Annotated in this window: 9 protein-coding genes and 2 tRNA genes; 3 read left to right on the top strand and 8 right to left on the bottom strand. The window is 70.8% G+C overall.

Annotated elements, in window-relative coordinates; translation table 11 throughout:
- Positions 1 to 150 precede the first annotated feature (150 nt).
- From ACWGST_RS01885 to ACWGST_RS01860, 6 genes are all read right to left on the bottom strand, one after another.
- Positions 151 to 453, bottom strand: coding sequence for a GNAT family N-acetyltransferase (locus ACWGST_RS01885; RefSeq protein WP_452044941.1), 303 nt, complete (start codon positions 451 to 453; stop codon positions 151 to 153).
- The gene (locus ACWGST_RS01880; protein ID WP_452044940.1) at positions 416 to 1,687 is read right to left on the bottom strand and encodes a DUF998 domain-containing protein; all 1,272 of its coding nucleotides are present in this window, start codon (positions 1,685 to 1,687) and stop codon (positions 416 to 418) included. The genes ACWGST_RS01885 and ACWGST_RS01880 overlap by 38 nt, the downstream gene beginning before the upstream one ends.
- A gap of 437 nt (positions 1,688 to 2,124) precedes the next feature.
- Positions 2,125 to 2,197, bottom strand: a tRNA-Arg gene (locus ACWGST_RS01875).
- A 128-nt stretch (positions 2,198 to 2,325) separates the two neighbouring features.
- Positions 2,326 to 2,724 carry an MmcQ/YjbR family DNA-binding protein gene (locus ACWGST_RS01870; protein WP_452044939.1) on the bottom strand — a complete coding sequence of 133 codons (399 nt, stop codon included), beginning with the start codon at positions 2,722 to 2,724 and terminating at the stop codon, positions 2,326 to 2,328.
- A 90-nt stretch (positions 2,725 to 2,814) separates the two neighbouring features.
- Positions 2,815 to 3,033: a hypothetical protein gene (locus ACWGST_RS01865; RefSeq protein WP_452044938.1), complete on the bottom strand. Its 219-nt coding sequence runs from the start codon at positions 3,031 to 3,033 to the stop codon at positions 2,815 to 2,817.
- Positions 3,034 to 3,099: 66 nt separating this feature from the next.
- Complete coding sequence (locus ACWGST_RS01860; RefSeq protein WP_452044937.1) at positions 3,100 to 5,622, bottom strand: ATP-dependent DNA ligase; 2,523 nt, start codon at positions 5,620 to 5,622, stop codon at positions 3,100 to 3,102.
- Between the two features lie 197 nt (positions 5,623 to 5,819).
- Here ACWGST_RS01860 and ku point away from each other — a divergent pair, with 197 nt between their 5' ends.
- On the top strand, positions 5,820 to 6,719 hold the full coding sequence (gene ku, locus ACWGST_RS01855) for a non-homologous end joining protein Ku (protein ID WP_452044936.1): 900 nt from the start codon (positions 5,820 to 5,822) through the stop codon (positions 6,717 to 6,719).
- Positions 6,720 to 6,877: 158 nt separating this feature from the next.
- Here the strand turns inward: ku and ACWGST_RS01850 are convergent, their stop codons facing one another.
- Both ACWGST_RS01850 and ACWGST_RS01845 read right to left on the bottom strand, forming a co-directional pair.
- Positions 6,878 to 7,318: a hypothetical protein gene (locus tag ACWGST_RS01850; protein ID WP_452044935.1), complete on the bottom strand. Its 441-nt coding sequence runs from the start codon at positions 7,316 to 7,318 to the stop codon at positions 6,878 to 6,880.
- Between the two features lie 173 nt (positions 7,319 to 7,491).
- Positions 7,492 to 7,580: transfer RNA gene (locus tag ACWGST_RS01845), tRNA-Ser, on the bottom strand.
- A 260-nt stretch (positions 7,581 to 7,840) separates the two neighbouring features.
- On the opposite strand from ACWGST_RS01845, the gene ACWGST_RS01840 reads away from it, so the two are divergent.
- Positions 7,841 to 9,772 carry an Hsp70 family protein gene (locus ACWGST_RS01840; protein ID WP_452044934.1) on the top strand — a complete coding sequence of 644 codons (1,932 nt, stop codon included), beginning with the start codon at positions 7,841 to 7,843 and terminating at the stop codon, positions 9,770 to 9,772.
- A gap of 238 nt (positions 9,773 to 10,010) precedes the next feature.
- A complete protein-coding gene (locus ACWGST_RS01835) occupies positions 10,011 to 12,443 on the top strand; it encodes a LuxR C-terminal-related transcriptional regulator (protein ID WP_452044933.1) in 2,433 nt (810 codons plus the stop codon).
- Positions 12,444 to 12,463 lie beyond the last annotated feature (20 nt).

Raw genomic sequence — 12,463 nt, 5'->3', positions numbered from 1 at the left:
ACTCACCGGTTCAGGGCGAGTAGGTCGGTACGGGTTCCGACTCGGGTCTGATCGAATCGTATCCGCCCGCGTGCATCGTCGGTACTGCCCCGATTGGGGGGTGAGTCACGCGGTTGCGAGTGCGCCGCCACGCCGTGGAGGCGGCGAATGTCAGGGGGCGTCAGGCCAGTCGACGGATGCCTCGTACTCCTCGTGTCGACGAAGGTAGGCGGCGATGAACGGGCACACGGGCACGATGCGCTCGCCCCGGGCGACCGCATCGTCGAGCACGAACCGGGCCAGCTTGCTGCCGAGCCCTCGACCCTCGAACTCGGGCAGTACTACGGTGTGCGTGAAGACGATCACGCCATCGTCGAGGCGATACTGCGCGAAGCCCGCACGCTCACCCCCGAACGTGAGGTCGTAACGGTGACGGTCATCGTTGCGGACGATGTCGACGATGTCGGTGGCCATGGCGTGACTCTACCCGACCGCTGCGGCCGGTTCGCCGAGCGCGGCGCAGACTCCGGCGTCGACGCGTCGGTGTCGACGGTGCGGCGACCGAGCGGAGACGCACCGTTCGGGGTGGGGCGACCTGGCCGCTGCGCCGTGCACGGGAGCGACCACCGGGCGGCACGCCGTGCATCGCCACGGCCGGCCGTGCAGACCCGCGACGGATGCCTCGTGGCAGTGCCGCGACATCCGCTTCGCCGTCACCGTGCTGATGCACCGTCGCGACCACGAGTGCGATGAGCCAGGCGAACACGAGTGTGAACGCCACGAGTTCGAACACGGTGAGGTTGAAGACCCCGAACAGGTCGTACGCCACCATCGCGAGCGCCTCGGCCGCGAGCGAGAGGTACGAGAACCAGGCGAACCCGAGGGGAATGCTCGGGGCGAAGACCTGCACGCAGAGGCACAGCAACGCGAATGCCGCGGCGGCGGCGATCGCGAAGGTGTTGTGCAGTGCGGTGTCGGTGTCGATCGGAACGAGGCCGACCCCCATGAGCGCGACGCCGACGAGGGCGATGAGCAGCCGCATCGTGCTGCGGGCGCCGGGCCGGAGCCCGAACGGCCCGTGCGCGAGCGAACGGGTGAGCAGTGCAGAGAGGCCCGCCATGCCGAGCCCCGACACGATGAGGGCGGTGTTGAAGCACGCCGCCGCGAGATCGTTCGAGGTGCCGAGGGTGCTGAAGTTGTGCCGCCACCAGTCGCCGGTCGGGGTGATGCTCATACTCGCGAGGCTGCCGGCGGCGAGCAGCATCGCCACGAGGTTGAACGTGCGGTACGCCTCGTGCTCGATCGCGTGACGGTGCAGGCGAAATGTGCCGAGCCCGAACCCGATGCCGAGGAGGACGCCTGCCCACTCATGCCCGCCGGGGAACCACTCGAACGCCCCCGCCGTGAAGTGCACCGCGAGCACGGCGATCGCGGCCCACGTCAGACCGTTGGCGATCGAGCGCGACGCGACGCGCACGGCCGGGAGACCGAGCCGCGCGAGACCGACGATGCCGGCGCTCGACGCCGATGCCACGGTGAGGCACGCCCCGACGGCGGCGCCCCCGGCCAGTGCCGGCAGGATCCAGAACACGTCGATCGGGTGCGCGCCGGCCGACGCCGAGTACCCGGGGTCGAGGGCGCGATAAAGCACGATCGAGACCGCCAGGGCGATCAGCAGCGCGTACATGCGACGGAGGTGGGAGGCCACCCGTCGCGAGCGGAGCCGTCGCGAATGCAGTTCTTGCAGGCTCGGCTCTGGCGGGCGCAGCCCTGGCGAGCGCAGCCCTCTGGGCCGAGCGTGCCCCACACGCTCGGCGGTGCCGGCAACCATCGCACGCAGTGGAGCGACAACGATCCGGTTCAACGAAACCGGGTCGACCCCGGCGTACGCACCCCTCATAGCCGAACTCTCGATCCCGGGAATCAGACGTGAGGCGATCCTAATCGCCGCGGCACCGCCGTGTCTCGTGTCGATCGTACGAACGACGCCGCTGCTCAGTGGACTCTCAGGGAAACTCGCGGTCGCGCAGAGCGGCTGTACAGCCCGCGGGCGGGCCGCGAGCGGACGCGAGGGTGGGCCCGGGCGGGCCGGAAAACACGAACGGCCCGCTTTCGCGAGCCGTTCTGCTACTGTCTCAACCAGTGTGCGCCCGGAGGGATTCGAACCCCCAACCTTCTGATCCGTAGTCAGATGCTCTATCCGTTGAGCTACGGGCGCATGGGATGTCGCCCGCGCTAACTTCGCGATCAGGCAACCACGTAACTCTAACGCACGCGTTCAGATCTCGCCAATCGAGCACCGTGCTCTCGAGCACCGCACTTCGAGCAGCGCTGAACCACCGCGCCTCAACGCTCGGCGTGCTCGGGCCGCAGCGCATCGAGCGCCGTGAGCTGCCGCCGGTTCGCGACCTGCCGGTACGACGTCTCGACGAGCTCGGCGATGAGCGCCCAGTCGGTGTCGGGTCGATCGAGGTCGACCCCGACCCAGTGGTCGCGGTCGTAGTAGGGCGGGCCGAAAAAGCGCGCGTCCTGTACGAGGGCCAGGTGCTCATCGGGATCGGTCTTCAGCACGATCGAGAGCGGCCGGTCCATCGAAGCGCTCACGTGCACGAAGATCGGCTTCGCGGCACGGAACGTCGGGCGCCCCCACGCCTCGACCTCGACGGCCTCGGGCAGCGCAAGACACAGGGCGCGCACGCGCTCGACGAGCGGATGCCGCGGATCGACGACTCGGGGATGCTCCACGAGCCCACGGTACGCCGCACCCATGACACGGCGCGAGCCGCGGCATCCCGCTACTGAAGCGCCCCTCGCGACCTTCGGCGGCCGCGCGCGTCAGTCGACGGCTTCGATCTGGGTCGCGATGAACGCCTTCGCAGCCTCGTCGAGATGTTCGGCCGGGGCGCCGCCGCAGAGCGCTTCGATCTCGGCCGCCGTCTCGGCATCGATCTTCGCGTCGAGATCGGCGAGGAGCCGGTGCTTCGCCTCGATCGACAGGTGCGGCCACCAGCGCTCGGGATCGAGCGCGGGCCCGCTGCGCGTTTCAGTGCCCACGCCGCTCAGCCTACGCGCGGGTGCGCGCGAGCGGGGGTCCCGAGTGCCGCCTGTCCCGATCACCGGTCACCCGTCGCGCACGACCTCGCCCGGCGACTTGTCGGGGCGCAGCCCCCGCCAGCGCGGGTGCCGCGCGACACCCGTGCTGGTCCAGCCGCCGAACTCGATCTCGCCGACGAGCTCGGGGCGCACCCACACCGCGTCGCTCATGTCGGCCGCGGGCACCTCTGCGAACGGCGACTCGGCCTGCACGAGTGGTTCGAGTGCGGCGAGCAGCCGATCGAGCTCGCGCTCGCCCAACCCCGAGCCGACGCGGCCGGCGTACTCGAGAAGGGCGGCGTCACGGCCCGCGGTCTCACGGCCCGCGGTCTCGCGACCGGACTCGCCCGGGATGCCGACGAGCAGCGAGCGGATGCGCCCGGTGCGCGTGCCGACGCCGCGCCGGTAGCCGCCGATCACGACCTCTTGCGTGAGGGTGAGCTTGAGCTTCAGCCAGTCGCCGCTGCGGGCGCCGGGGCGATACGGCGAGTCGGGTCGCTTCGCGACGAGCCCCTCGAGCCCGAGCCGACGGCTCTCTTCGAGCGCCTCGGCGGGGTCGCCGAGCGCCGCGCCGCCGGTCGCGGGCGCCGGCACCTCGATCGGCACGCCGCGCTTGGCCCGAACGAGTCCGGCGAGCCGCGCGCGGCGCTCCCGATAGGGCTCGTCGACGACGGGTCGGCCACCGACCTCGAGCACGTCGAACAACAGCAGACGCACCGGCACGGATGCCGCGGCCCGCTCGATCTCGCGCGCCCGAGTGAGGTTCATCCGATGCTGCAGACGCCCGAAATCGGGGCGGCCGTCGGCGTCGAGGGCGACGATCTCCCCGTCGAGCAGAGCATCGCCGCGCACGACCGACGGCAGTGCGGCGAACTCGGGATAGCGGGCGGTGATGTCGATGCCGTTACGACTGACGAGCCGCACGGCGCCCGCCTCGACGCGGGCGAGCACGCGGATGCCGTCCCACTTCCACTCGAGCGCCCAGTCTTCGCCCGCGAGCATGCCGAGCGTCGCGGCGGTCGCGAGCATCGGCCGCTGCGTGATCGCGCCGACCCCGCCCCCGCCCCCGGTGCCCTCTCGAGTCGCCCGACTTCGTACAGAGTCGGGCGACTCGACGTCGGGCGACTCAGCGGGCTTTCGCGTCGACGACCCGCCGTCGGCGGCGTTCCGCTGGTCCTTCATGCGGTGCAGCAGCCACGAACTCTTCTCGCCCTGGCCATCGGTGCGGATGAGTGCGAGTCGCACCGGCCCGCCGAGCGGCCCGCCCGGCCGCCCGTCGACATCGATGATGATCTCGTCGTCGCGCCATTTCTCTGTGGCGTAGGTGCCCGCGTCCCAGATGGTCATCGAGCCGGCGCCGTACTCGCCCTTCGGGATCGTGCCCTCGAACGCGGCGTACTCCATCGGGTGATCCTCGGTCTGCACGGCCAGGTGGTTCGTGCCCGACGAGTCCGGCACGCCCTTCGGCACAGCCCAGCTCTTCAGCACGCCGTCGCGCTCGAGCCGCAGGTCGAAGTGCAGTCGCCGGGCGCGGTGCTCCTGGATCACGAACCGCGGGTCCCCTGCACTCGCCTCGCCCCATGCCGAGGACGGCATGGGCTCGGGCGTGGCGCCCGCGCTGCGCATCGACAGGTACTGCGCGAGCGGCCCGCCGTGTGAGTGCTCGCCGAGCGCCCGCATCGGGTCGCCGAACTGCGCGACGCGTTCGAGCACTTCGGATGCCTCGAGCTGACGCAGCCCCGAATCCTCGAGCTCCTCCCACGTGCGCGGCGCCGCGACGGTCGGGCGCGGGCGCCCCCGCAACGAGTACGGCGCGATCGTCGTCTTCTTGCCGTTGTTCTGGCTCCAGTCGATGAGCACGCGCCCCGCGCGCAGCGTCTTGCGCATGCTCGAGACCACGAGCTCGGTGTGGTCGGCCTCGAGCGCACGCGCGAGCTCGTGCGCGACCGCTGAGACCTGGTCGGAGCTCTGCGAGCCGTCGAGCGCCGCGTAGAGGTGGATGCCCTTGCTGCCGCTCGTCACCGGCACCGCGTCGAGGCCCATGCCCGCGATGAGGTCGCGCACGAGTCTCGCGACCTCGGCGCACTCGGCGAGGCCCATGCCCTCGCCCGGGTCGAGGTCGAAGACCATGCGATCGGGATTCGCCGGCTCGCCGCGCGCGTCGAATCGCCACTGCGGCACGTGCAGCTCGAGCGCCGCCTGCTGCGCGAGCCAGACGAGGGTCGCCCGGTCGCCGGCGATGGGATACGACTTGTCGCCGTCGGCATGGTGCTGCACACCGCGGCGCACCCACTCGGGAGCGTGCTCGGCGAGATTCTTCTCGAAGAACGGGAGCGCAGGGGCATCCACTGTGCCGACGCCGTGGACCCAGCGCTTGCGCGTGACCGGCCGCCCGGCGACGAGCGGCACCATGACGGCGGCGATCTCCGCGTAGTAGGAGATCACCTCGCCCTTGGTCATGCCCGTCTCGGGATACATGATCTTGTCGAGGTTCGTCAGCCGCAGGCGGCGGCCGTCGACCTCGACGAGTTGGCGCGCGCCGTCGACCATTCCCCCATCATGCCCGTGCCGGGCCGGATGCCATACCGTCACGTCTCGTGCGTCACCGGCTCGCGAGTTGCAGGGTGATTCGGGCGACACGCCGCCCACGACCGGCGTGTCGCCCGAATCATCGTGCGACTCGTACAAATCCGATCGCCAAGCGCGAGGGGTATCGCGCATGCGTGCCACTGGTGTGTACTGGAGGCATGCGAGCCGTCTGGAAGGGGGCGGTCACATTCGGCCTCGTCAATGTGCCCGTCAAGCTGTACAGCGCCACCGAAGACCACGATGTGTCACTGCACCAGGTGCACGATGAAGACGGTGGGCGCATCAGGTACCAGCGCAAGTGCGAGGTGTGCGGCAAGGTCGTCGACTTCAAGAACATCGACAAGGCGTACGACGACGGCGAGCAGACCGTCGTCATCACCGATGACGACCTGAAGTCGCTGCCGGCCGAACGCAGCCGCGAGATCGAGGTGCTCGAGTTCGTACCGAGCGATCAGATCGACCCGATCATGTTCGACCGCAGCTACTACCTCGAGCCCGACTCGGCCTCGTCGAAGGCCTACGTGCTGCTGCGCGAGACGCTCGAGTCGACCGACCGCACCGCGATCGTGCAGATGGCGCTGCGGCAGAAGACGCGTCTCGCCGCCCTGCGGGTGCACGGCGACGTGCTCATGGTGCAGACCCTGCTCTGGAGCGACGAGGTGCGCGCCGCCGACTTCGCCTCTCTCTCGGAGCCGGTGAAGATCTCGGCGAAAGAGCTCGACCTCTCGAAGCAGCTCGTCGAGAGCCTCGTCGCCGACTTCGACCCCGAGCAGTACGTCGACGAGTACCAGCAGGAGCTGCGCACCCTCATCGCGGCCAAGCTCGAGCAGGGCGAGGGCATCGACACCGCGGCGACCTTCGGCGAGGAGCCCGAAGAGGAGGCCGGCGGTGAGGTCATCGACCTCATGGAGGCGCTGCGCCAGTCGATCGCCGCAAAGCGCGACGCGCGAGAGAGTGCGGGGGCAGGCTCGGGGGCGGGCTCGGGCGCGAAGTCGGGCTCGGCCGCCGATGCGAAGAAGAAGGCCGCCGGCACGCGAAAGCGCGCGGCCTCCGAATGAACGGATGCCGCGCGCTCACGCGTGCGGTACGGGTCGGGCCGCTCGGCGCTGCCGAACGGGTGCGGCCTCGACGGCTGCCCGTTCGGCGGTGCCGAACAGCGGCGGCCTCGACGGCTGCCCGTTCGGCGCTGCCGAACAGCGGCGGCCTCGACGGCCGCCTATTCGGCGGTGCAGACCTCGGTGACCTTGACCGCTGCGGCCTGGATGTCCGCGGTCTGCGCGGCCTGCGCGTCGGCGTCGATCTCGGCGCCGGCCTCGACCTCGGCTTCGGTGGGCAGCGTCTGCGCCCACTCGCTCGCCGCGTCGATCTTCTCGTCGAACGCGTCGAGTGCATCGGCGAGCGCCGAGTCGTCGGCCGCCTGCTCGTCGAGTGCGTCGACACGCTCGGAGAGCGAGGCGAGGTAGGCCTCGAGCTCGGCCGGGTCGGACGCGGTCAGGATCGCGTTCTGCGCGCCGTTCGAGACGTCGCGCACCTCGACGCGGACGACCTCGCACGAGTCGGCGGTCGCGCTCGCCTCGGTGCCGCCGCTTGTGGCGCAGCCCGAGAGAAGCAGGGCGCCCGCGAAGACGAGCGCCGTTGAAGTGATGATTCGTTGCATGTGTGATGCCCCTAAAGGTCGATTGACCAGTCAATAGTAGCGACGGCCACCGACAAGCCCCATTTCGGGGGCGAAAGCGGGCCGGGCGGTTCCGCGGACCGGCGGAGCCACCGCCGCGGAAACACGAAAGACCTCCGCAGCGCGCGGAGGCCTTCGATGAGATGTGGAGAGTGCGGAGACGAGGGGATTTGAACCCCTGGTCCCCTTACGGGGACTCCACCTTAGCAGGGTGGTGCACTCGGCCGGACTATGCGACGTCTCCTTGCGAATGCTGGTGCGCACGCGCGAAAGTCATCATAACCCGCTGACCCTCGGTATGACGATTCCGGCACCGCGCCGGCACCGCATCCGGGCATCGGCGCACTCTCTCGCACCCGATCCCCGATCATCGTCGTGTCGCCCGAACTGGGGTACACCCCAAGGTGCCCGCCCTCTCGCGGACTCTTGCGCATCGCCATATAGTGGCGCTGTTCACACATAGTGGCGCTGTTCACACCGAGTCGGGGATGTGGTTCACGTAAAATGGGGGACAACGCATACGTGCTCGCGGTCGACATCGGAACCAGCCGGGTCGCGGCGGCGACTGCACGCGTCGAGCACGACGGAAGCATCAGCACCGTACCGTTCACGCTGGGGCGCAAGGGCGACTGCGTTGCGACCGTCGTCTTCGTCTCGGGTGACGGCGAACTGCTGTTCGGCGACGCGGCGGAGCGCAGAGGGGTCACGCAACCCGAACGGCTCGTGCGCGAGTTCAAGCGCAGCATCGGCGATGGCGTGCCACTCGTTGTCGGCGGGCGCTCACTCTCCCCCGAGACGCTGTACGCGGAGACCTTCGCGTCGGTCGTGGCGGCTGTCACCGAGCGGATGGGCTCGCGACCCGATTCGATCTCGCTGACCCACCCCACGGCCTGGGGATCGCACCGCCTCGGCCTGATCAGAGCGGCGCTCGCCCGCCTCGGCATCGACGAGGTGGCCTTGATCACGGAGCCCGAGGCCGCGGCGCGCCACTACGAGTCGACTCGACCGCTCGAGCCAGGGCAGGCGCTCGCGGTGTACGACCTGGGCGGCGGCACCTTCGACGCAGTGGTGCTGCGCAAGGGCGCAGACTCGGAGTTCACCTTGGCCGGCGAGCCGGCCGGCCTCGACGACCTCGGAGGAGCGAACTTCGACGACCGCGTGCTCCGGCATGTCATCGCGGCATCCGGCCTGGATGCATCCGCCTTGGCGGTCGACGACCCCGACACCCGACTCGCCCTCTCACAGTTGCGCCGTGAGGCCGTCGACGCGAAGGAGGCGCTGTCGTTCGATTCGGATGCCACGGTGCCGGTGCTGATCCCGCCGAGCCGATCGAGCGTGCGACTGACCCGCTCCGAGTTCGAGCGCATGATCGACGGCGAACTCGACACGACGCTCGGCGTGCTCGAGAAGGCGATCGACTCGGCCGACCTCACCGCCGATCAGCTCGAGGCGATCCTCCTCATCGGGGGGTCTTCGCGCATCCCGCTCGTCGCTCAGCGCCTCTCGGAGCGGTTCGACCGCCCGCTCGCGGTCGACGCGGACCCCAAGGCGTCGATCGCCATGGGCGCGGCACGCACGGCGATCGGCCAGTTGCACCCGGGAGGCGTGGCCGCCGCGTCATCCGCTCTCGCGACCCTCGATGCCGAGGCCGACGACACCGTGGCCGACCCGACCGCCGAACCGACCGCCGGCCCGAACGTCGGCATCGATGCAGACATCGATGCCGAAGCGGTCGAGGGCCCCGGCCGCGGGCTGCTCGTCGCACGCCTGGCCGGCGCGTTCGCGCTCCTGCGTCCGACACCTGACCGCGCAGCACGGCGCCGATCGCCGTGGCTGCTGGCGGGCGCCGTCGCACTGCTCTCGGGGGCCATCGTCTTCGGCGGCACGATGGCCGCCGGCTGGCGGATGACCGCCTACGACCTGACCGCCTCCTCCAGCGATGACGGCGGATCGGACTCGCCCGAGACCGCGCCGTCACCCGGCACGGACACGGCGTCGAAGGCGATCTCGCCATTCGCGAAGGCGCTGTCGCCGGTCGCCCCGCTCACCGATTCCGAGGTCTTCGAACGAGTGGATGACTCCGCCGGCGAGCGGCGACCGAGTACCCGCCTCAGCCCCGTCGACGACCAGCCCCAGGCTCGCCCCGGCGTGCCGGGCGCGACGTCGCCCGCCCCGGTGCAGGCGGTCGACGAGCCGGGCGGTACCACTCCGCCGTCCGATGATCCGATCCTGCCGACGGTCGACCCCACCACCCCGCCGACGAGCGACCCGCCCCCACCCGACCCGACAACGGACCCGACAACGGACCCGACGACCGACCCCGTACCCGACCCCGCAACCGACCCGCCCACCGAGCCCGCCCCACCCGATCCGGCGCCGTCGACCACCGAACCCGCCCCACCCGATCCGGCGCCGACGACCACCGAACCCGCCTGATCAGGCATCGACGAGCGGCCACCACATGACCCGACTGCAGATGTCGAACGCTGTGCTCCCGAGATCCGGGGCGCCGTTCGGCTTGGAGCGCCGGCTTCGTCCCGCCGTCGATGCGATCGTCGCACCCCGCGCCGGGTCTGCCCGAGCGATGGTCGTGGGCAACGCCGGTTCCGGAAAGTCGGCCATACTGCGCCATCTGCATCGCATGCTCACCGAAGACGATCGCGATGCGAGCTTGATGGCCGGCGACGACCTGGATGTCGCTCGGGTTCCGCGTTCGCACGTGCTCCTGGTCGATGACCTGCACCTGCTCGACGCCGAGCAGCTGGAGCACATTCGCATCCGTTCCGACGATCCCGAAGCCGCGCTGGTCGTGGCCAGCCGGCCGTGGCTGCCGTCGGAGGCCCTGAGCACGATCGCACGACGGCTCGAGCAGACGCGTCCGGCGATCGTGCTCGGCCACGTCTCGCGATCCGACGTGCTGAGCGATCTCGAGAGCCGCGGCGAGTCGATTCCAGACCAGTGCCTCGACCACATCCTCGTGGCCACCGGCGGCGTGTCGTGGCTGGTGTCGGAAGCGCTGGCAGCACACGACGAGCGCGATTGCGTGGACGACGAGACCCACGGTGAACTCGACCGGATGCTCGAGGAGCGGATCGCGTATCGGCTCGACACGCTCGACCCCGGGCTGCGCCGAACCATCGAGGTGGCCGCCATCGCGGACGGGCGTATGCAACCGGTGCCCGGAACCCTCGAACAGGGCGACGATGACGTCATGAGGGGGTATGCCGAGGGCCTGTTGCTGCGGAACGGCCGGCCGGTGCCGGTGGTGCGCGCGACGGTCAAGGCGACCATCCCCGCCCGCCGTCTCATCGAGGTGAGCGCCGATCTGGCAGAGGTCATCGCGCGCTCCGTCGAATCGGGCGACCTCGGCGGCGACGACTGGGCCGGCCTCGTCGGCGATCCGCACGTCGGCGCCACGCTCGTGCAGCACGGCGACGTGATGCTGGAGGATCACCCCCGCCGTGCGGGCGAGCTCTATCGCGCCGCGGTCGACTCGGGCGTCGCCGCGGCGACCGTCACCGCACGCCGAGCGCAGGCGGCGTGGGCCGCGAACGACCTCGATGGCGCGAGTTCGCTGATCGACGCGGCGCCACGTGAGGCGCGCGACGCAGACGGCGCCCGACTTGCGGATGTCGCAGCCGCGACCTGGGCCGCCCGCGGGATGATGCAGCAGAGCGCCGCCGTGTACCGCGCATCGCCCCCCGACGGCCCCGAGTCGGCCGTGCGCGCCATGATCGCCGAGTACGGCATCGGCGCCGCCGACCGCGCCGACGAGCACGCTGCAGAGCGCACCGCCGACACGATCGCCGACGAAGCCACCCCCGAGCGCGCCGGTGCGCCATCCGCTCTGGGGGTCTCGATGCAGTTGCTCCGTCGCGGGCTCGTCGCCTCGATCGCCGGAGAGGGCGACCCCGACGGCGCCCCGACCATGCTCGTCGATCTCGTGCGCGCCTCCGAGATGTACACCTCGTCGCGCACGTCTGCGGCGATCCCCGAACTGCCGGCGGTCATCGCCGCGACGGTCGCGATCAACCTCGGCGACCTCGCCACTGCGCGTTCCGTGATCGACGACGCGATCGCCGGCGGGCACGGCGGCGAGTGGGCGCGGGCCCGCCTGCTGCTGTGGCGCGCCTGGATCGCGGTGCTACTCGCCCGGCCCGTCGAGGCACGCGAGTCGCTCGCTGGGGCGCTCGACCGGGCACCGGCCATGTCGCCTCGCGACGCGCTGCTCGCGCATGCCGCACAGGTCGCGATCGCGCGCCGATACGAGGATGCGGCCGGCCTCGAGGCCGCATGGCGCGGAGCGAGACCGAGCATTGTGCGCACCGAGATCGACCTCTACCTGCTGCTCCCGCTCGTCGAACTCGTCTGCTCCGCGGCGAAGGTCGGAGACTCGGAGCACATCGAAGCGCACCTCGACCGCGGTCTCGAGATCGTCGACCGGCTCGGGGCCCCCGCGCTGTGGGCTGCGCAACTGCGCTGGGCCGGCATTCAGCAGGGCATTCTGCTGAACCGGCCCGACGATCTCGCCCCGCACGCGCACGCACTCGTGGCGGCGGCCCGCACCAGCCGCATCGCGGCGGTCATGGCGAAGGCCGGCCGGGTGTGGACCTCGGTGCTCGCCGGCACGGTGAACGTCGACGCCGTCGAGAGCGCAGCGCGCGGACTCGCCGCCGCCGGTCTCGCCTGGGACGCGGCCCGACTGGCCGGGCACGGCGCCGGGCGCACGACCGACCGCAAGATCGCCGCCCGTCTGCTGTCGTGCGCGCGCGACCTGCACCCCAACGATGCAACCCGCCGCCCCGCGGCATCCGGAACCGATTCCGACCCGGCCCCAGCCTCGTCGACACCGGCCGTCGAGATGCTGAGCGATCGCGAACTCGAGGTGGCCAGGCTCGTGCTGCAGGGCAAGACCTACGCCGAGATCGGCGAGACCATCTTCATCTCGCCCCGCACGGCGGAGCATCACATCGCCCACATCCGTCGCCGGCTGGGCGCTTCGTCGCGCTCCGAGGTCATCGCCAGACTGCGAGTGCTGATCGAACGATCCGAGGCCGGGGAGTACGCCACGCCCGGCGGCGGCGGAACACCGGACGCACCCCCCTAGAGCCCCCACGCGACGTTCGG

Source organism: Agromyces sp. NPDC055520, assembly GCF_053619715.1.
This window is presented reverse-complemented; position numbering and strand designations above follow the sequence as displayed.

Excerpts from the sequence above, each read along its gene's own strand:
- ku (WP_452044936.1), top strand. The coding sequence starts at position 5,820 with ATGCGAGCCGTCTGGAAGGGGGCGGTCACATTCGGCCTCGTCAATGTG.
- ACWGST_RS01860 (WP_452044937.1), bottom strand. The coding sequence starts at position 5,622 with ATGGTCGACGGCGCGCGCCAACTCGTCGAGGTCGACGGCCGCCGCCTG.
- ACWGST_RS01850 (WP_452044935.1), bottom strand. The coding sequence starts at position 7,318 with ATGCAACGAATCATCACTTCAACGGCGCTCGTCTTCGCGGGCGCCCTG.
- ACWGST_RS01840 (WP_452044934.1), top strand. The coding sequence starts at position 7,841 with ATGGGGGACAACGCATACGTGCTCGCGGTCGACATCGGAACCAGCCGG.
- ACWGST_RS01835 (WP_452044933.1), top strand. The coding sequence starts at position 10,011 with ATGGCCGGCGACGACCTGGATGTCGCTCGGGTTCCGCGTTCGCACGTG.
- ACWGST_RS01885 (WP_452044941.1), bottom strand. The coding sequence starts at position 453 with ATGGCCACCGACATCGTCGACATCGTCCGCAACGATGACCGTCACCGT.